Below are 18655 nucleotides of genomic sequence, written 5' to 3'. Positions count from 1 at the left end.
TTTGAAACGTCTCGCTCAGGGGAGGGGCACCGCCGGAACCGGCCCGGCGGTGCGGATGCAGAAGGGTTAGCCTTCTTCTTTTTTCATGCCCGCAAGGCGGATCATGCCGTCAGGATAGGGGGTGAAACCGGTGATGTCGGAATCCAGCGCCCAGATCCATGTCTGGTGATAGAGGTACACGATCGGCATTTCTTCGTTCAGGATCGCGCGGGCAGCGGTATAGCTCTCGCGGCGCACGTCTTGGTCGTTGGACTTGCGCGCCTTGTCGAGCAGTTCATCCACTTCGGGGTTGGAGTATTTGGAATCGTTGATCCCGCCCTCGGTGGTCATGAACTGGTGGATGTTGCCATCGGGGTCCACACGGCCCGACCAGCCGATCTGGCTCGCCTGATAGTCACCCGCCGATTGATCGGCCAGCAGCGTCGCGAATTCCTTGGAGGTGATCGAGATGTTGATCCCCGCCTCGGCAGCCATGGACTGCACGACCTGCATCAGCTGCAGCGGGATCGTGGTGTTGGGCACCTGCACCTCAAGGTCGATGCCATCGGCGAAACCGGCTTCGGCCAGCAGTTCCTTGGCCTTTTCCACGTCACGTTCAGGCACGGGATAATCGGTGCTGTACCAAGGGGAGTTTGGCGGGAAGGGCTGGTTGCCCGCGGCGAAGGCACCGTTGAAGACGACCTGATTGATCGCTTCGCGGTCGATCGCATAGCTCAGCGCCTGACGCAGACGTTTGTCGTTGCCCCAAGGGTTGTCGCCCTTTTCGCCATTGGCCACGTTGATCGTGATGCCCTGATAGCCGAGCGACACGGCGCTTTCCACATTGATGCTGTCGTCACCTTCGGCCTGCGCGAGGTCGGTCGCAGCCAGACGCTCAAGCATGTCGATGTCACCCGATTGCAGGTTCGCCAGACGCACGGTGGTATCGGGGATCGGCAGATAGGTGACGGTGTCGAAGTGGTATTCCTCGGCGTCGTAATAGTCGGCGAATTTCTCAAGCACGATGCGGTCTTGGGCCACACGCTCTTTGAACTGGTAGGGGCCGGAGCAGACCGGGTTCAGGCCAAAGTCATCGCCCGCAGCCTCAGCAGCGGTGGGGGAGACCATCATCCCTGCGCGGTCGGCGAATTGCGCCATCAGCGTGGCATCGGCATCGGCCAGATCAAAGCGGATCTCATGGCTGCCCAGCACTTCGACGCCGGTGATGGAGGAAAGCTCGGACTTGCGGCGCGAAGTCTCCATGTTCTGGCTGCGGTCGATGTTGGCGGCCACGGCCTCGGCATCAAAGGGTGTGCCATCGTGGAAGACCGCATCGTCGCGCAGCTTCATGGTCAGCTGTTTGCCGTCTTCGGAAAAAGACCATTCGGTCGCCAGCTGCGGGATGATTTCGAGGTCGGGTGTGATGTCCACCAGCTTGTCGCAGAGCGACGCGTAGACGATGCGACCCACGAAGGTGCGCGACTGGTCGGGGTCCAGCACATCGGCATCGGATTGCAGCGCGATGCGCAGATCAGCCGCCTGCGCGCCGAGGGTCGTGGCCCCCAGCAATGCAGCGGCAAGTGTCATTTTGGTCAGTGTCATGTCGAACTCTCCTGTCGTTTCAATGAGTCTGGTTCAGCCTGTTATTCTTGGTTTTGGCGGGGGCGGAGCGTGGTCCGGTCCCGCATGGCGTCTTGGTAAAGCGCAAAGCGCGCGGCGGCCCCGGGGGCGCGTTCGGGCGCATCGGCAAGGCCGAGGTCCGGCGTGGCGGCGGCGATCTCTTCGAAGTAATGGCAGGCGGCGACATGGTCCACGCCCGCGCGGGTCTCCCGCAGAGAGGGCGGCTCGCTCGCGCAGCGTTCTTTGGCAAAGGGGCAGCGGGTGTGGAAGCGGCAGCCTGCGGGCGGGTTCGCCGGGCTGGGCATCTCACCCTCAAGCGCGGTCTGCGGCGTGCGCGCGCCATGGGCCGCCACCGGAATGGCCGACAAGAGCGCGCGGGTATAGGGGTGGCGCGGGTGGTTATAGACCGTGTCGACATCGCCCTGTTCGACAATTTGCCCCAGATACATCACCGCCACGCGGTCGCTCATATGGCGGATCACGGCGAGGTCATGGGCGATGATGACCAATGTGAGCCCCAATTCATCGCGCAGATCGCCAAGCAGGTTGATCACCTGCGCCTGCACCGAAACGTCGAGGGCCGAGACCGGCTCATCCCCGATCACCAGTTTCGGGCCCGAGGCCAGCGCCCGCGCGATCCCGATCCGCTGACGCTGACCGCCCGAGAATTCATGCGGGTAGCGTTCGGCATGTTCGGGGCGCAGCCCGACCTTGGCCAGCAGCTCAGCCACTTTGCCGCGGCGCTCGGCGGCGGACATCTGGGGGAAATGGGTCTCCAGCGGCTCACCGACCAGCTTGCCGACGCTCATGCGCGGGTTGAGCGATGAAAAGGGGTCTTGAAAGATGAATTGCATGTCCCGGCGCAGGGCGGTCAGATCGCGCCCCGAAAGGCTGCGCACATCCGCGCCGTCGAACTGCACATCGCCCTCGGTCGGCGTCAGCAAGCGCATCAGGAGCCGCGCGAGGGTCGATTTGCCGCAACCGGATTCGCCGACGATGGCAAAGGTCTCCCCCCGGCGCACGTCAAAGGAAACGTCATCGACCGCCTTGACTGTAGCCCCTTTGGCCAATCCGCCGCCCGAGGTTTTGAAATGTTTCTTCAGCCCGCGCGCTGTCAGGATCGTGTCACTCATGCGCTCTGCTCCAGATGTGTCTCCAGCGGGGCGAAATGGCAGGCCACGGCATGGCCCCCCTCCAGCGGTGCAAGCGGCGGCTCCTGCGCGCAGATGGGCTGGACGAAGGGGCAGCGCGTGGCAAAACGGCAGCCTTGGGGCATGTTCTGCGTTGTCGGCACCATGCCCGGCACGGTCGCCAAGCGTCCGCGCGGACCGCTGAGCTGCGGGATCGAGGACATGAGGCCGATCGTGTAGGGATGCTGTGGGTCGTTAAAGATGCGTTCCGCAGGGCCGGTTTCGACGATCGTGCCCGCGTACATGACGGCGACGGTATCCGCGATTTCGGCCACCACGCCAAGGTCATGGGTGATCATGATCGTGCCCATATCGGTCTCGGCCTGAAGGTCGCGGATCAATTCGAGGATCTGCGCTTGAATGGTCACGTCGAGGGCGGTCGTCGGTTCATCCGCGATTAAAAGCGCGGGGTCGTTGACCAAGGCCATGGCGATCATCACCCGCTGGCGCATGCCGCCGGAAAGTTGATGCGGGTAGTCGCGCATCCGCTTCTCCGCCGCCGGAATGCCGACCCGCTTGAGGATCGCCAGTGCCTTGTCCTCGGCCTCGGATTTGCTGGCATCGCTATGCGCGCGCACGGCTTCGGTGATCTGCTCGCCAATGCGGAAGGCGGGGTTGAGCGAGGTCATCGGCTCTTGGAAAATCATCGTCATCCGACTGCCGCGCAGTTTACGCATGGCGGTATGGTCGGCAAGGTCGAGCTTCTGACCTTCGAAAACCATTTCGCCCGAGCGGATTGTCGCCGCACCGGCCGGCAGCAGCCCCATCATCGCCAGCGAGGTCACGCTTTTCCCGCAGCCGCTTTCCCCGACGACACAGAGTGTCTTGCCCGGGTGGACCGTGAAATTCACATGGTTGATTTGGTCGCTCGGCGCGCCGCGAAAGCGCAGGCTGAAGTCACGCACTTCGAGCAAAACCTTGTCGGGACCGGTGTCGGGGCTGGGCAATGGACCGCTTTCTTGAACCAATATCAGATTGGTCGAGTATGCGGTTGCAGCTTTCGCGCTGTCAATCCGGGGATTACAGTTTTTGGAAAAGCCTTTTTGGGTCAGTCTTTTGGCGGGAATTGTGCCTGATATATCGGCGGTGATGCCTGATTTTTGGGCGATCTGTGGCGACGGTTGGGTGGGCGGTTGGCGCGGGGTGGCGTTTGGGGAGAGTGCGGAAGGTATTTGAGAAAGGATGAAATGAAGGGGGTGGCGCGCTCTAGGGGCGATAGCGCTATTGTAGGGCGGGGGATTTGTTGCTTTATCGAGGGGGAGCCATGAACATCGAAAGGGCGGCATCCCCGCATGACCAGCAAACCAAAAACGGCGGAACGCAAGCGCGGGTCCGGGGCGCAATTTGTCTATTCCATCCTGCGTGATGAGATACTCGACCTGACCCTGTTGCCGGGCAGTCCGATTGACGAGATTCGCCTTTCCGAGCGGCTGTCGATGTCGCGCACGCCGATCCGCGAGGCTTTGGTGCGGTTGGCGAGCGAGGGGTTGGTGACCACGCTGCCCAACCGGTCGACGGTCGTGTCGAATATCGATTTCATGAACCTGCACACCTTCTTTGACGCGATGACCTTGATGTACCGTGTCACCACGCGTCTTGCGGCGCAGTTTCATACGCCGGCGGATATGGCCAATATTCGCGCGCGGCAGGTGGAGTTCGCCAAGGCCGTGTCGGCGCAGGACGCGCTGTCGATGATCGCGACGAACCGGGAATTCCATGCCGAGATCGCCCGGGCGGGGCGCAACCCTTATTACGAATCGCTTTGCCTGCGGCTGTTGGATGAGGGGCGCCGGTTGCTGCGGATGTATTACCAGTCCTTCGACGATCAGCTTCCCAGTGAGTATGTGCAGGAGCATGAGGATCTGATTGCGGCCATCGAGGCGCGCGACATAGCCTTGGCGGATTCCCTGGCCGCGACCCATGCGGATCAGATCGTGCGACAGATTCAGGCGCTGATTTCGCGGGATCGGCGGCAGCATATCGACCTGTAACTATAGGTAAATGCGCCTTTATCGGCCGGTCATAGGGGTTGTGCAGATTTTATGTCGACAAATAAAATACAATAGCTAAGATGCAGCCAAGCCCGGCGGTATCGCGGCCGGTTTCTATGATGGAGAAATATATGACCCCTTCGATTTTTTCCGGCTGCATCCCGGCCCTGATGACCCCCTGCACCCAAGACCGGAAACCTGACTTCGACGCTTTGGTGCGTATGGGCAAAAAGCTGATTGCCGATGGGATGAGCGCGGTGGTTTACTGTGGGTCCATGGGTGATTGGCCGCTGCTGACCGATGCAGAGCGGATGGAAGGTGTCGAACGTCTGGTCGAAGCGGGCGTGCCGGTAGTTGTGGGCACGGGGGCCGTGAATACGAAGCTGGCCGCCGAACATGCGGCGCATGCGCAAAAGGTCGGCGCCAAGGGACTGATGTTGATCCCCCGCATCCTGTCGCGCGGCACGTCGGTTGCCGCGCAGAAAGACCACTTCAAAAAGGTTCTCTCGGCGGCGCCTGAGCTTCCTGCCGTGATCTACAACAGCCCTTATTACGGTTTCGCCACTCGGGCCGATCTGTTCTTTGCGCTGCGGGCCGAGCATTCCAACCTTGTCGGCTTCAAGGAGTTCGGCGGCGCGGATGATCTGCGCTATGCGGCGGAGAATATCACCAGCCGGGATGATGAGGTCACGCTGATGATCGGTGTGGATACCACCGTCTTCCACGGTTTTGTCAATTGCGGCGCCACCGGCGCGATCACCGGGATCGGCAATGTGCTGCCGCGCGAAGTGTTGCATCTGGTCGCCCTGAGCCAAGCCGCGGCGGCGGGCGATGCCGAGGCGCGTCAGCGCGCGCAGGAGCTTGACGCGGCCCTTGGTGTTTTGTCCTCCTTCGATGAAGGGCCGGACCTCGTGCTTTATTATAAGCATCTGATGGTGCTCGAAGGCCATGCGGAATATGCGTTGCATTTTAATGAGACCGACGCGCTGACCGACAGCCAGCGCGGCTATGCCGAGGCGCAGTATAAGCTCTTCCGCACATGGTATGCCGATTGGAGCCAGCAGGGCGGGGCGGTCGCGAAATACGCCGCTTAATCTCCTTAGCCACCTCTCCCCGGCTGGGCAGGCCCGTCGCATTTGCGGCGGGCCTTTTGCGTTCGTGGCAAGCCTTTCGAAGAAGATAATTGCAAACGCATATAAATGTGACTAGCATCTTTGCAGGGATAACGCATCGGGAGTGGGTGCGCCATTTGAGGGAGATTAATTGAAATGAGTGCTACGGATTTAATGCGCGATTTCGGCGCGATGCTGGCTTCGGGCGGGGTCGAGGTCGTGGATTGCTCAGGCGTTTTGGGGCCGGATACGCCGATCCTGCAACTGCCTGCTGATTTCGCCAAGCCGACGCCGAAGGTCGAGATTCACAAGATTAGCGAATATGACGAAGACGGCCCCTTCTTTGCTTGGAACTGGATGGTGCTGGGTGAGCATTCGGGCACGCATTTCGACGCGCCGCATCATTGGATCACCGGCAAGGATTATGACGACGGGTTCACTGATACGCTCGACGTGCAGCGTCTGGTCGCCCCGGTCAATGTGATCGATTGTTCGCAGCAGGCGCAGGAAGACCCGGATTTCTTGCTTGATGCCAAGGGCATCAAGGAATGGGAAGCCGAGTATGGTGAGATCGGCGAAGGCGAATGGGTTGTCATGCGCACCGATTGGGACGCGCGCGTCGATGACGAGGCGCGGTTTCTTAACGCCGATGAGACCGGGCCGCACAGCCCCGGACCGACCCCGGATGCGATCCAGTACCTGATGGAGAAGAAGATCGTCGGCTGGGGCACCCAATGCATCGGCACCGATGCGGGGCAAGCGGGCGGGATGGAGCCGCCCTATCCGGCGCATAACCTGCTTCATAAGAACAACTGTTTTGGTTTGGCGTCACTGGCCAACCTCGACAAACTGCCACCCAAGGGGGCGATCCTGATCGCCGCGCCGTTGAAGATCAAGAACGGCACCGGTAGCCCCATTCGGGCGCTGGCACTGGTGCCGAAGGGCTGATCGGTGACAGATACACCACCTTCCGGGGCCGAGAACGCGCCGCTGGATCGGATGGGGCTCGATAACTTCGCGCCCTATCTGATGAACCGGATCATGGGGCGGTACAATGCCGCCCTGTCGGCGGAGATGGCGGCACTTGGCCTGACCACGCCGCAGATGCGCTCGCTCGCGGTGCTGTCGGTGACCGATGGCATCCTGATCCGCGAGTTGGCGGTTTACGCGGTGGTGCAGCAATCGACGCTGAGCCGTGCGCTGGACGCGCTGGTGCGCGACGGTCTGGTCAGGCGCGAGACCGATGCCAACGACAGCCGCGCCACGCGGGTCTACCTGACCGATCAGGGGCGCGAGGCCTATGCGCGTCTCTGGCCGCATATGGCGCAGGCCTATGAGGCGATGTTCAAGGGCATCGGCCCGGAGGAGAAGGCGGCCTTCGTGGCCACCTTGCAGACCATGCTGCGCAACATCCGAAAACACGATTTCTGAGAGGGTCCGATGGCCGAACGTTCGTTCAAGGCAGAGGTGGAACATCTGCGCAAGGGAGACGGCGACGTCTTCACCGGCGAGGGCATCCTTGCGATCACCAAGGCGCTTTTGGAGAACGGCGTGGGCTATGTCGGTGGCTATCAGGGCGCGCCGATCAGCCACCTGATGGACGTGCTGGCCGACGCCGAGGAGCTGATGGGCGAGTTGGGCGTGCGCTTTGAGGCCAACGCCTCCGAGGCCGCGGCGGCGGCGATGCTGGCCGCGTCAGTTCACTACCCGATCCGGGGGGCGGTGACCTTCAAGGGTCCGGTGGGGGTCAACGTGGCCTCGGACGCGCTCGCCAATCTCAGCTCGTCGGGCGTGACCGGCGGCGCGCTGGTGATCGTGGGCGAGGACTACGGCGAAGGCTCCTCGATCATGCAGGAACGCAGCCACGGCTTTGCCATGAAATCGCAGTTCTGGATGCTCGACCCGCGTCCGAACCTGCCGTCGATCACGAAGGCGGTGAAGGACGGGTTCGAGCTGTCCGAGGCCAGCAACACACCGGTGATGCTGATGGTGCGCATCCGGTCCTGCCATGTCACGGGCAGTTTCGAGACCCGCGACAATCAACGCCCGCCACTCACCGTGGCCGAGGCCGCGGCCAACCCGCAGTCGGACTTCAACCGCGTGGTGCTGCCGCCGATGTCCTACCTGCATGAGAAGGACAAGATCGAGAACCGCTGGCCGGCCGCGGAGACATTCATCCGCGACAACAAGCTCAACGAATTCTTCGGCCCCGAGAAGGCGCCCCTGGGCATCGTGGTGCAGGGCGGCATGTACAACTCGGTGATCCGCGCGCTGCAGCGGCTCGGGCTCGCGGACATACACGGCCAGACCGAGGTGCCGCTTTACGTATTGAACGTCACCTACCCGCTCTTGCGGGACGAGTTCGACGAATTCTGCGCGGGCAAGGAGCATGTGCTGGTGGTCGAGGAAGGCCAGCCCGACCACATCGAGCAACAACTCGGCTCCTACCTCTACAAGCTCGACCGCCGGGTGAAGCTGCACGGCAAGGACGTGTTGCCGATGGCCGGGGAATACACCGGGCAGGTGCTGCTGGATGGTCTGACGGCCTTCCTCAAGATCGCCGCGCCCGAGATGCTGCCCGGTGCCGTGCGTGCCCCGAACGCCGAGGCGCCTGCGATCCCGGATCTCACGCAGACCGTGCCGATCCGCCCGCCGGGCTTCTGCACCGGCTGCCCCGAACGCCCGATCTTCGCGGCGATGAAACTGACCGAGCAGGAGTTGGGCAAGCACCAGATCACCGGCGACATCGGCTGCCATCTCTTCGGTTGCCTGCCGCCCTTCGAGATCGGCGGCTCGACCATGGGCTATGGCCTCGGCCCCGCCTCCAACGCGGCCTTTGACGGCGGCGGCGACAAGCGGGTGATCTCGATTCTGGGCGACGGGGGCTTCTGGCACAATGGTCTGTCGACCTCGATCGGCAACATGGTGTTCAACAAGTCCGACAGCGTCGCGGTGATCGTCGACAACTACTATTCCGCCGCCACCGGCGGGCAGGACGTGATGTCGTCGCGCGCGCATAACGACACGAAAAGCACCAACAACCCGATCTCCAAGGCGCTCAAGGGCGTCGGGGTCGAATGGGTCCGCCAGATCGACCGGACCTATGACGTGGGCAAGCTGCGCGAGGTTCTGCGCGAGGCGCTGACCACCGATTACAAGGGGCCGAAGGTGATCGTGGCCTCCTCGGAATGCATGCTCAACAAGCAGCGCCGCGAGAAGCCGAAACGCAATCAGGCAATCAAGGACGGCCGCCGCATGGAGGTGCCGCGCTTTGGCGTCGATGCGGATGTCTGCACCGGCGATCACGCCTGTATCCGCCTCTCGGGCTGTCCCTCGCTGTCGCTGAAGCGGCTCGACGATCCGCTGCGCGACGACCCGGTGGCGCATATCGATCAGACCTGCGTCGGCTGCGGCAACTGCGGCGAAGTGGCGGATACAGCGGTGCTTTGCCCGTCGTTCTATCAGGCCGACGTGGTGCATAACCCGACCCGTTTCGAGCGCTGGCGCGCCGAAGTATCGGGCAAGATCATCGGTTGGCTGCAACGCCGGCGCGATGCGAAACGGCTGCGCAACGAAGGAGTGGCGACATGAACATGGTGCTGCCGCAAAAGACCCCGGACGCGCGGGTCGAGAAGATCATCAAACTCGCGGTCATGGCCGTGGGCGGGCAGGGGGGCGGCGTGCTCACCAGCTGGATCGAGGCGATGGCCCGGGCCGAGGGCTATGTCTGTCAGGCGACCTCGGTCGCCGGCGTGGCGCAGCGCACCGGGGCCACCATCTACTACGTCGAAATGGCCCCCAAGAGCGCGCTCGACCCCGTCTTCGCGCTGGCCCCGGCAGCGGGCGACGTGGACGTGCTGATCGCCGCCGAGATGATGGAAGTGGGCCGCGCCGTGATGCGCGGTTTCGTGACGCCGGACCGGACGACGCTGATCGGCTCGACCCACCGCGCGCTGGCGGTGAGCGAGAAGATGGCACCCGGCGACGGCATCGCCGATGCCGATGAGGTCCGCGCGGCGGCCGAGATCGCGGCGCAGAAGCTGGTGCTCGAAGATATGGAAGGGCTGGCCGTCGGCGCGGGTTCGGTCATCTCGGCCTCGCTCTTCGGCGCGCTTGCAGGCTCCGGCGCGCTGCCGTTTCCGCGTGAGGCCTATGAGAACGCGATCCGTGCCGGCGGCAAGGGGGTCGAACCCTCGCTGCGCGCCTTCGCCGTGGGGTTTGACGCGGCACAGGGCAAGCTGCCCGAATCACCGCAGGCGCCCGAGGAAGAGATCAAACCGTTCAGCCTTGTCGGGCCGGAGAAGTTGCAGGCCGAATGGGCCGCGCTTGTGGACCGGGCCGACCGCCTGCCTGAGCCGGTGCGTGACCTCGCGCTTGCCGGGCTCGCCAAGGTGGTGAACTTTCAGGACTGCGCCTATGGCGCGCTCTATCTCGACCGGCTCGATACCGTGTTGGCCCGCGATGATGCTGCACACGACTGGGCGCTTTCGGCGGCGGCGGCGAAATACATCGCCAATGCCATGGCCTATGACGACATCATTCGCGTGGCGGACCTCAAGACCCGCGCGCCGCGTCTGTCGCACATCCGCCAAGAGATGCGCGCGGGCGGCGAGAACCTGCTGCAACTGACCGAATACTTCCACCCGCGCGCCGAAGAGATCGCCGGGCTCATGCCCGCGCGGCTCGGCGCCAAGGTGGAGGCGAGCGAGGCGTGGATGGCCCGGCTGAACCGCTGGTTCGACAAGGGCCGCCGTCTGCGCACCGACCGGCTGCCCGCCTTCCTGATGCTGCATTTCCTCGGCGGCCTGAAGGGCTACCGGCTGCGCACCCATCGCCATGCCCTTGAGGTCGCGCATCTGGAGGACTGGCTAAGCCGCTGCCTTGCGGAGGTGGAGACTGACTACGCCCTCGCCGTGGAACTGGTGAAATGCCGCCGCCTGATCAAGGGCTACTCCGACACCCATGCGCGGGGTCTGGGCAAGTTCGACCGCGTGATGGATGCCGCCGACCTGCTCCGCGGGCGTGACGACGCGGCGGAGTGGATCGCACGACTGCGCGAGGCGGCGTTGCAGGATGCCGAAGGCAAGGCGCTCGACGGGGCCATCGCCACGGTGCGGTCTTTCGTGTGAAGCGCCCGTTTTCTGAGCGGTTGCGGGGCGGATCACGCACAGAGCGGCCTCCGGCGCCTGCATCGCAGTTGACCATGGGTTCGCGTCGCGCCTAGCTGGGCGCAGTCACAGGGGACCGCCGCCATGGAACTTTCGCATCTCATCGCCTTCAACATCGCGCTCATCGCGTCGATCCTCAGCCCCGGCCCGGCCTTTCTGATCGCGTTGAAAACGACGCTGAGTTCGGGGCGGCAGGCGGGCGTTGCCGTGGGGGCTGGCCTCGGCCTTGTGGCGTCGTTCTGGACCCTTGCCGCGCTCTTGGGGTTGGAGGCCGTTTTCCTCGCCTTCCCATGGGCCTATGCCATCGTGAAAACCGTGGGCGCAGCCTACCTGCTCTATGTGGCTTACGGCATGTGGCGCGGGGCGCGGGCACCGGTGACAAGCACAGTGACACCCGCCCGCCATGCGTTCCGGCAGGGGCTGATGATCAATATCCTGAACCCCAAATCGGTGCTTTTCGCCGCCGCGGTGCTGGTCGTCATCTTCCCCGAGGGGATGCGGCTGAGCGAGAACCTCTTGATCGTCACCAATCACCTGATCATCGAACTGGCCTTCTACACCGCATTGGCCTTCGGCATGAGCCGCCCCGCCGTCAGCCAAGGCTACCTGCGCGCGAAGGTCTATTTCGACCGCATTGCCTCGGCTGTGCTGGGGCTTTTGGGGCTGCGGCTGCTGCTTGCGCGTTAAAGCTCGGCCTCCCACCGGCGCGACAGGCGCATGGCGCCGTTGATGATGCCGACCATGGAGTAGGTTTGGGGGAAGTTGCCCCAGCCCTCACCAGTGGCAAAGGCGGTGTCTTCGGACATCAGGCCGAGGTGGTTGCGGGCCTCCAGCAGCTCTTCGAACAGTTTGCGCGCTTCCTCTTCGCGGCCAATCCGTGCCAGCGCGTCGATGCGCCAGAAGGCGCAGACGTTAAAGCCCACCTCCGGCACCCCGAAATCGTCAGCCTCTTCGTATCGCAACATGAAGGGGCCGCGGCCCAGCACTTCGGATAGACGTTCGACCGTGGCGATGAATCGCGGGTCTTTCGGCGGCAGGAAACCGACCTCCCCCATGAGCAAGACACTCGCGTCGAGGGTGCTACCGCCGAAGCTTTCGACAAAGGCGCCGCGTTCCTCGGACCATGCGTTGTCGAGGATCTTGTCGCGGATCACCTCGGCCCGCTCCGCCCAGAGGGTGGCGCGGTCGTCCAATTCCAGATGCCGCGCGATCTTGGCCAGCCGGTCGCAGGCGGCCCAGCACATCAGCGACGACGAGGTGTGAATCCGCGCGCGGCTGCGCAATTCCCAGATGCCCGCATCGGGCTGGTCGTGCAGCTCCCAGGCCTGTTCGCCGAGGGGCTCCAACTGCTCATAGGCGGTGCGCCCTGTGTTCATCGGCAGCCGGTGATCGAAAAATGCCGGAGCGGCGCCGAGGATGATGTTTCCATAGGTGTCATGCTGGAAATGCTCATGCGCCTGATTGCCGATCCGCACCGGCCCCATGCCACGGAACCCCTGTAGACTGGGCGAGATACGTTCGGTCAGCGCCGTCTCAAGCCCCAGCCCCAGCACCGGCTGGATATGCCCGCCCTCGGCATCGGCCACGGCGTTCATCAACCATTGGAAATAATGCTCCAACGTGCGGGTCGCGGCGAGGCTGTTGAGCGCGCGTACGGTGAAGAAGGCATCGCGCACCCAGCAATAGCGGTAATCCCAGTTGCGCCCCGAATCCGGCGCCTCGGGCAGGGAGGTGGTGATCGCGGCGATCACCCCGCCCGTGGCCTCATAGCTGCACAGTTTCAACGTGATCGCGGCGCGGATGACGGCCTCCTGCCACTCGAAAGGGATCGCCAAACGCTGGGTCCAGCGCTGCCAATAGCGGGTCGTCTTGGTGCGGAAGGTGGTGCCGATCTGCTCAGGGCTGTCCGACAGGGTCTCATCGGGGCCGAGGATGAAGGTCATCTCACCTTCGAGGTTGATCATCCGCCCGTCGAGTACATGGTCAATCGGCGCGTCGGTGGTCAAGCGCATGTTCTGCTCTGGCCCGACGAAACGCACATGGTTGGAGCCGCGGGTGAGGGTGGGGGCCACTTCCCCCCATTGAAAGCGCGGCTTTAGCCGCATCCGCACACGGGGAGAGCCTTCGATACGCCGCACCTGCCGCACCAGCATCTGCGGGCGAAAGCTGCGGCCATAGGCGGTGAAACGGGGGCAAAAGTCGACGATCTCGACTGCGCCTTTCGGGCTGCGCAACACGGTGCGCAGGATCGCGGTATTGGGCAGATAGCTCTGCTCGCTCTTGGTCATGTCTTCGAGTTCGACGGCAAATTCCCCGTCGCCCTCTTTGCCTGCGCCATGGCCCATCAGGCTGTGAAAGACCGGATCGCCGTCGAAACGCGGCAGGCAGAACCAGTTGATCGCCCCTTCGCGGCTGACCAGCGCCGCAACTGCGCAATTCCCGATGACACCCAGATCCATAAGTCCCTCTTTTCTATTCATGATGCGACTGCCGGGCGGGCCGGATCAGCGCAAAATCTCTTCCAGCCAATCGGCAAAACCGGCCACGTCTTCGATGCGATGTTGGGCTTCGGTCGGCCCTTGGCCGATCTTGATGCCAAAGCCACCCATGGCCTGCGCCGCGCGAAAGCCGTCTTCATCCGTCACGTCATCGCCGACCATCACGGGCAGGCGGTCTGCAAAGGCGGGGGAGGCCATGAACCGCGCCACCGCGCCGCCCTTGTCGACACCTTTCAAGGCGACCTCGCTGACCATCTTGCCATGCAAACCGCGCAGGCTGGGGTCTTCGCCGACCAGCGTATCGACGAAGCCGCGACAGGCGTCTTCTTGCTCCGGGGCCTTGCGGTAATGCAGCGCGATCGCGCCGGGCTTGCGCTCGGACGTGACCCCATGCAGTACGGCGAATTCCTCAACCCGGTCGATGACCGGGGTGGGGATGCCCGCGCTCTGCTCCGGCGCGTGATCCTCCGCGGTGCTAAGCCGCAGCTCCAGCCCATGCGATCCTGAGACCGGCAGGCGCAGCGCACCCAAGATACGGTCCACATCCGCCATGGCCCGGCCAGAGACCACCGCCACCGCCCCATCGGTCTTTGCGACGAGACGGGTCAGCAGATGGCGGGTCGCCTCCGGCAGACAGGCGTCTTCGGGGTTGTCGACAATGGGGGCGAGCGTGCCGTCGAGATCAAGGAAGAACGCATGGCGCTCGACCGGGATCACGGGCGGCAGATTGCGGGGCGACAGGGTGGTGCTATCCATAGGGGCCGGTCTATCCGTTTCGTTGCACGGGCGTTCCCCCAGAAACCTATGCGCCAGCGCAGCGAAATCAACGGATTTATGCTGCAACTGCGCAGAGATGCGCGATGTGCGCCGCGGGAACCCAGCCGATGCGCCCGCGTTGGTCAAAACGGGGGCAGGCCCCAGACGCCACCCCGCCTATCGCAATCGGAAGCCCAGATGACCGCACCATCGACGCTCAGGTACTACCCCGACAGCAAACCCGGCATCGCTCGGCGGCGCTGCGGGCGGGGGTTTTCCTATCACGCGCCCGATGGCCGCTGCATCAAGGACAAGGCCGAGCGGGCGCGGCTGGTGAAACTGGCGGTGCCCCCGGCCTATGAGCGGGTCTGGATCAGTCCCTATGACAATGGGCACCTTCAGGCGACCGGCTTCGATGCGCGAGGCCGCAAGCAATACCGTTACCATCCGCTCTGGTCCGAGGCGCAGGCGCAGGAGAAATACGCAAGCCTGCCCGAGTTTGCCGAAACTCTGCCGCGCATCCGCCGCCGCGTGCGCCGTGATCTCAAGGAGGAGTTGGGCGAACGTGATTTTGCGCTGGCCGCCGCCGTGGCGATGATCGACCGGCTGTCGCTGCGCGTTGGCAATCAGGTCTATGCCGAAACCAACCGCACCTATGGCACGCTGACCCTGAAACGGCGGCATCTGGTCCTGCGCGACGGCAAGTTGCAGGCGTCCTTCATGGCGAAGGGCGGAAAACGGGTTCGCCGCCAGATCGCCAACCGCACCCTAATGCGCGCGCTTGAGAAAATTCGCGACCTGCCCGGCGCGGACCTGCTGACATGGCTCGACGAAGAGGGGCAGCCGCGCAGTCTGACCTCAACCGCGCTGAACGATTACATCGCCGAGGCCGCTGGCACCGAAGGCTTCTCGGCCAAGACCTTTCGCACTTGGGCCGGGTCCGTCGCCGCCTTCGACGTGGCGCTGAAGGAGGACAAACCCAGCATCAAAGCCATGGCCGAAGCCGCCGCCGAACGGTTGCACAACACGCCCACCATCGCGCGTAACAGCTATATCCATCCGCAGGTGATCGAACTTTGCCAGACCCCGCAAGACTTGCCGGACCCGCCCGATATCGACGATATGACCCAAGCCGAACGGGGGCTGCTGGCCTTTCTGCGCGCGAAGACGTGAACTTGAACTGACAATTCGGGCGAACTTTCACCGCGCTCACGCATTGTTAACAGGAATAGCGCTATCGCCCGACGTTAGAAGGACTAGAATTTCATGAGCGACACAGGTCGGCCAACCCTCAGCGGCGTCCTAGATGAGATGGAGCATCTTTCCGGCGGCGCGGATCGGCAAATCACCGTGGAAGAGATCATCGATTGTCTGGGCAAACATTCCTTTGCCTCGACTATTCTTGCCTTCAGCCTGATCTCAACCTCGCCCGCCAGCGGCATTCCGGGGATCACGGCTTTCATCGGACTGGTGGTGCTGTTTCTGGTGGTGCAGATGATCTTTGGCCGCGACAGCCTCTGGCTGCCCGGTTTCGTCATGCGCCGCGACATCGCGGCAAAAAAGCTCCGCGAGGGGGTGCGGTGGCTGCGCCGCCCGGTGGATTTCGTGGACCGTTATCTGCACGAGCGCTCGACCTTCATCCTGCACCGCCCGTGGATTTACCTGCCCCTGTTCATGGTGATGGCCCTGTCGATGTTCATGCCCTTCATGGAAGTCGTACCCACTTCCGGCTCCATCGCGTCGGCGATGATCGCCATCTTCGCGGCGGGCTATCTGATGCGCGACGGGCGGGTGGTCATCCTGTCGATGATCCTCATGTCGCTGCTGCCTGTGGGGGTCGCGTGGTTCTTTCTTGGGCGCTGAGAAAATAATTCCGGCCCTTGGACATGCTGCACCTGCAAAAGATTTGACCAAAGGCGCTCAAGCTGGGAACCTTTACCGACCTAAACCATTAAACCGTTAGTGGTGGTCGGCGTTCCGCCTAATCAGGCTCGGCGACCGAAAATGATTGTTCCCGAGGCATAAAATGGCTGGCAGATTAATTGTAATCTCAAATCGCATCCCATCGGAGGCCGCCCCTTCCGGTGGGCTGGTTTATGCGCTGCATGAAACCCTGCGCAAGATCGGCGGCATCTGGATCGGGTCGCACCCCGAAACCACGGAAACCCCCGCCAAAAGTCTCAGTGAATATGGCGATCAGGGTAATTACACCCGGCTGAGCTTTAGCCTAACCCCCGAAGATTACAAGAATTTCTACCTCGGCTTCTCGAACTCGGTGCTTTGGCCCGTCTGTCACCGCCGCGGCGATCTGGTCAAGCTCGACCGCGGGTTTGAGCGGGGCTATTGCGCCGTCAACGCGCGCCTCGCCCGGCAGGTGATGGAGGTGGCCGAGCCAGGCGATATGATCTGGGTTCACGACTATCATTTCTTCCCACTCGCCACAGAGCTGCGCAAGCTGGGCTTCACCGGCAAGATCGGGTTTTTTCTGCATATTCCCTTTCCCGCCTTGGGCGATATGGGCGCCCTCCCGCGGGAGGCCAATCTGGCGCATTGGCTGGCGGATTATGACCTCGTGGGCCTGCAAACCCGCGCCGATGTGGCCCGCTGTCTTGAAATGTTCCGGGCCGAAACCGATTCCGAATTCCTAATGGACGGCACGATCAAATGCGGCTCCCGCGCGGTGGCGCTGCGGTCTTTCCCCATAGGCATCGACGTGGAGACCTTTGTGCAGGCCGCGCAGGGCGGCAGCGCGCAGGACCGTCTGGCCGACGATATGGCAGGCGACATCGTGATCGGGGTCGACCGGCTGGATTACTCCAAAGGTCTGCCCAACCGCTTCCGCGCCTTTGGCCGCTATCTTGAAACCCGGGATGAGCGGGAACGCCGGGTAAGCATGGTCCAAATCGCCCCGCCCAGCCGAGAGGAAGTCGCCGCCTATCGCGAGTTGCGCTACGAGTTGGAAGAGCTTGTCGGCCGCGTGAACGGGGAGCATGGAGAGATCGACTGGACCCCGCTGCGCTATATCCACCGCAACCTTGATCGCAACCTTTTGGCCCGCCTTTATCGCCGGGCGCGGGTCGGGATCGTGACGCCCTTCGCCGATGGGATGAACCTTGTGGCGAAAGAATATGTCGCCGCGCAAGACCCCGAAGACCCCGGCGTGCTGATCCTGTCGCATATGGCCGGCGCTGCCGAGGACCTTACAGATGCGATTCAGGTCAACCCCTATGACATCGAAGACATGAGCGAAGCGCTCAAGACCGCGCTCGCCCTGCCGCTGGAAGAGCGCAAGCGCCGCCATGCAAGCTGCATGGCGCAGGTGCGGGCCACGGATGTGAACCTCTGGAGCCAGCATTTTGTCGACGCTTTGAAAGCCTGCAAGCCGACGCTCGTGGTCAAGCCCCGCGCGCGGGAATGGACAGACGCCTAGCGGCGGGGGTCACTCTTCCGGCGCATAGACCACCGCGGTCTCCCAACCGCTACATTTTTCGGCAAGGCCCGCAGGCAGCGCCAGATCGGTAAAGAACATATCCACCTCCCGCGCCGAGGCGATCCGCGCGGGGGCAGAGCGTTTGAATTTGGAATGATCGGTCACCAAAAAAGTCTTGCGCGACTGCGCGATGATACACTGGCTGACGCCCACTTCCTCGATGTCGAAGTCGAGCAGATCACCATCCGCATCCATGGCCGAACAGCCGATCACCGCGATGTCGAATTTGAACTGGCGGATCGTCTCGATCGTTAGATTGCCGACCAGACCGCCGTCCATCCGGCGCAGCGCGCCGCCGGTCAGCACGATGCGGCATTCGGGATTGTCGACCAGAATATTCGCCACGTTCATGTTGTTCGTCACCACCATCAAATCCCGGTGGTGGAGCAAGGCGCGGGCCACCGCCTCGGTACTGGTCCCGATGTTGAGAAAGACCGAACAGCCGTCGGGGATATGTTCGGCGCAGGCGCGGGCGATGCGATTCTTGGCCTCTTCATGCAGATTGCGCCGCTCGGCATAGCCGATGTTGCTGGCCCCCGAGGGCAGCACCGCACCGCCATGGACCCGCTCAAGCTTACCGCTGTCGGCCAGTTCCGTAAGGTCACGGCGGATGGTCTGATGGGTCACGCCGAAATGTTCGGCCAGCCCATCGACAGTGACTTTGCCTTCGCGCCGGGCGATTTCAAGAATGTCGGGATGGCGGAATGTCTGTGAAATGGGCGTCGCTCCTGCCTGCTGTTGGCGCATTATCTCCAGTGTTTTGGCTAACGCAAGCAATCGCGCAGCAAGACACGTTTAACATGTTCGCTATGCTGGTGAAACGAACATAAACGAAAATAATTCTTGTGCAG

17 protein-coding genes are annotated in these 18655 nt (G+C 63.0%); 11 read left to right on the top strand and 6 right to left on the bottom strand.

All coding sequences use genetic code 11. The features are described from left to right. Window positions 1-66: 66 nt before the first annotated feature. From ACGYLI_RS12810 to ACGYLI_RS12800, 3 genes are read right to left on the bottom strand one after another with little or no spacing between them, the layout of a single operon-like run. On the bottom strand, window positions 67-1581 hold the full coding sequence (locus ACGYLI_RS12810; protein WP_271693902.1) for an ABC transporter substrate-binding protein: 1515 nt from the start codon (window positions 1579-1581) through the stop codon (window positions 67-69). Window positions 1582-1622: 41 nt separating this feature from the next. Beyond that, on the bottom strand, window positions 1623-2732 hold the full coding sequence (locus ACGYLI_RS12805; protein WP_394419477.1) for an ABC transporter ATP-binding protein: 1110 nt from the start codon (window positions 2730-2732) through the stop codon (window positions 1623-1625). Further along, window positions 2729-3736 (bottom strand): ABC transporter ATP-binding protein, encoded by a 1008-nt coding sequence (locus tag ACGYLI_RS12800; protein ID WP_271690249.1) that lies wholly within the window; start codon window positions 3734-3736, stop codon window positions 2729-2731. The genes ACGYLI_RS12805 and ACGYLI_RS12800 overlap by 4 nt, the downstream gene beginning before the upstream one ends. 28 nt (window positions 3737-3764) lie before the next feature. On the opposite strand from ACGYLI_RS12800, the gene ACGYLI_RS12795 reads away from it, so the two are divergent. The 8 genes from ACGYLI_RS12795 to ACGYLI_RS12760 all read left to right on the top strand — a co-directional run bounded on the left by ACGYLI_RS12795 (window position 3765) and on the right by ACGYLI_RS12760 (window position 11747). Continuing rightward, window positions 3765-3965, top strand: coding sequence for a hypothetical protein (locus ACGYLI_RS12795; protein WP_394419476.1), 201 nt, complete (start codon window positions 3765-3767; stop codon window positions 3963-3965). A 116-nt stretch (window positions 3966-4081) separates the two neighbouring features. Further along, window positions 4082-4780 carry a GntR family transcriptional regulator gene (locus ACGYLI_RS12790; RefSeq protein ID WP_271690248.1) on the top strand — a complete coding sequence of 233 codons (699 nt, stop codon included), beginning with the start codon at window positions 4082-4084 and terminating at the stop codon, window positions 4778-4780. Window positions 4781-4911: 131 nt separating this feature from the next. Further along, window positions 4912-5874: a dihydrodipicolinate synthase family protein gene (locus tag ACGYLI_RS12785; RefSeq protein WP_394419475.1), complete on the top strand. Its 963-nt coding sequence runs from the start codon at window positions 4912-4914 to the stop codon at window positions 5872-5874. A 174-nt stretch (window positions 5875-6048) separates the two neighbouring features. Continuing rightward, window positions 6049-6840, top strand: coding sequence for a cyclase family protein (locus ACGYLI_RS12780; RefSeq protein ID WP_271693895.1), 792 nt, complete (start codon window positions 6049-6051; stop codon window positions 6838-6840). Between the two features lie 3 nt (window positions 6841-6843). Then, complete coding sequence (locus ACGYLI_RS12775; protein ID WP_394419474.1) at window positions 6844-7323, top strand: MarR family winged helix-turn-helix transcriptional regulator; 480 nt, start codon at window positions 6844-6846, stop codon at window positions 7321-7323. A gap of 9 nt (window positions 7324-7332) precedes the next feature. Next, on the top strand, window positions 7333-9483 hold the full coding sequence (locus ACGYLI_RS12770) for a thiamine pyrophosphate-dependent enzyme (protein WP_394419473.1): 2151 nt from the start codon (window positions 7333-7335) through the stop codon (window positions 9481-9483). Continuing rightward, on the top strand, window positions 9480-11021 hold the full coding sequence (locus ACGYLI_RS12765; RefSeq protein ID WP_394419472.1) for an indolepyruvate oxidoreductase subunit beta family protein: 1542 nt from the start codon (window positions 9480-9482) through the stop codon (window positions 11019-11021). The genes ACGYLI_RS12770 and ACGYLI_RS12765 overlap by 4 nt, the downstream gene beginning before the upstream one ends. 123 nt (window positions 11022-11144) lie before the next feature. Next, on the top strand, window positions 11145-11747 hold the full coding sequence (locus ACGYLI_RS12760) for a LysE family translocator (RefSeq protein WP_394419471.1): 603 nt from the start codon (window positions 11145-11147) through the stop codon (window positions 11745-11747). Here the strand turns inward: ACGYLI_RS12760 and ACGYLI_RS12755 are convergent. Beyond that, on the bottom strand, window positions 11744-13519 hold the full coding sequence (locus ACGYLI_RS12755) for a glycoside hydrolase family 15 protein (RefSeq protein WP_394419470.1): 1776 nt from the start codon (window positions 13517-13519) through the stop codon (window positions 11744-11746). The two genes, ACGYLI_RS12760 and ACGYLI_RS12755, sit on opposite strands and share 4 nt — an antisense overlap. Window positions 13520-13564: 45 nt before the next feature. Then, window positions 13565-14314, bottom strand: coding sequence for a trehalose-phosphatase (gene otsB, locus ACGYLI_RS12750; RefSeq protein ID WP_394419469.1), 750 nt, complete (start codon window positions 14312-14314; stop codon window positions 13565-13567). Window positions 14315-14512: 198 nt separating this feature from the next. On the opposite strand from otsB, the gene ACGYLI_RS12745 reads away from it, so the two are divergent. The 3 genes from ACGYLI_RS12745 to ACGYLI_RS12735 all read left to right on the top strand — a co-directional run bounded on the left by ACGYLI_RS12745 (window position 14513) and on the right by ACGYLI_RS12735 (window position 17744). Then, entirely contained in the window at window positions 14513-15487 is a 975-nt protein-coding gene (locus ACGYLI_RS12745) for a DNA topoisomerase IB (protein WP_067268471.1), read from the top strand. Window positions 15488-15580: 93 nt separating this feature from the next. Next, window positions 15581-16177 carry an exopolysaccharide biosynthesis protein gene (locus ACGYLI_RS12740; protein ID WP_067268470.1) on the top strand — a complete coding sequence of 199 codons (597 nt, stop codon included), beginning with the start codon at window positions 15581-15583 and terminating at the stop codon, window positions 16175-16177. Between the two features lie 163 nt (window positions 16178-16340). Then, window positions 16341-17744, top strand: coding sequence for a trehalose-6-phosphate synthase (locus ACGYLI_RS12735; protein ID WP_394419468.1), 1404 nt, complete (start codon window positions 16341-16343; stop codon window positions 17742-17744). A gap of 9 nt (window positions 17745-17753) precedes the next feature. Here ACGYLI_RS12735 and ACGYLI_RS12730 read toward each other — a convergent pair whose 3' ends face one another. Further along, window positions 17754-18521 (bottom strand): DeoR/GlpR family DNA-binding transcription regulator, encoded by a 768-nt coding sequence (locus tag ACGYLI_RS12730; protein WP_067268490.1) that lies wholly within the window; start codon window positions 18519-18521, stop codon window positions 17754-17756. Between the last annotated feature and the right edge of the window lie 134 nt (window positions 18522-18655).

It is taken from the genome of Sulfitobacter sp. 1A13421 (assembly GCF_043557285.1).
Classification (GTDB): Bacteria; Pseudomonadota; Alphaproteobacteria; order Rhodobacterales; family Rhodobacteraceae; genus Sulfitobacter; species Sulfitobacter faviae.
The sequence above is the reverse complement of the archived record's forward strand: the minus strand, read 5'-3'. Positions and strand labels throughout refer to the sequence as shown.

Bases quoted from the DNA above. Each gene is read 5' to 3' on its own strand.
- ACGYLI_RS12810 (WP_271693902.1), bottom strand. From the start codon at position 1,581: ATGACACTGACCAAAATGACACTTGCCGCTGCATTGCTGGGGGCCACG.
- ACGYLI_RS12805 (WP_394419477.1), bottom strand. From the start codon at position 2,732: ATGAGTGACACGATCCTGACAGCGCGCGGGCTGAAGAAACATTTCAAA.
- ACGYLI_RS12790 (WP_271690248.1), top strand. From the start codon at position 4,082: ATGACCAGCAAACCAAAAACGGCGGAACGCAAGCGCGGGTCCGGGGCG.
- ACGYLI_RS12785 (WP_394419475.1), top strand. From the start codon at position 4,912: ATGACCCCTTCGATTTTTTCCGGCTGCATCCCGGCCCTGATGACCCCC.
- ACGYLI_RS12780 (WP_271693895.1), top strand. From the start codon at position 6,049: ATGAGTGCTACGGATTTAATGCGCGATTTCGGCGCGATGCTGGCTTCG.
- ACGYLI_RS12770 (WP_394419473.1), top strand. From the start codon at position 7,333: ATGGCCGAACGTTCGTTCAAGGCAGAGGTGGAACATCTGCGCAAGGGA.
- ACGYLI_RS12765 (WP_394419472.1), top strand. From the start codon at position 9,480: ATGAACATGGTGCTGCCGCAAAAGACCCCGGACGCGCGGGTCGAGAAG.
- ACGYLI_RS12760 (WP_394419471.1), top strand. From the start codon at position 11,145: ATGGAACTTTCGCATCTCATCGCCTTCAACATCGCGCTCATCGCGTCG.
- ACGYLI_RS12755 (WP_394419470.1), bottom strand. From the start codon at position 13,519: ATGGATCTGGGTGTCATCGGGAATTGCGCAGTTGCGGCGCTGGTCAGC.
- otsB (WP_394419469.1), bottom strand. From the start codon at position 14,314: ATGGATAGCACCACCCTGTCGCCCCGCAATCTGCCGCCCGTGATCCCG.
- ACGYLI_RS12745 (WP_067268471.1), top strand. From the start codon at position 14,513: ATGACCGCACCATCGACGCTCAGGTACTACCCCGACAGCAAACCCGGC.
- ACGYLI_RS12740 (WP_067268470.1), top strand. From the start codon at position 15,581: ATGAGCGACACAGGTCGGCCAACCCTCAGCGGCGTCCTAGATGAGATG.
- ACGYLI_RS12735 (WP_394419468.1), top strand. From the start codon at position 16,341: ATGGCTGGCAGATTAATTGTAATCTCAAATCGCATCCCATCGGAGGCC.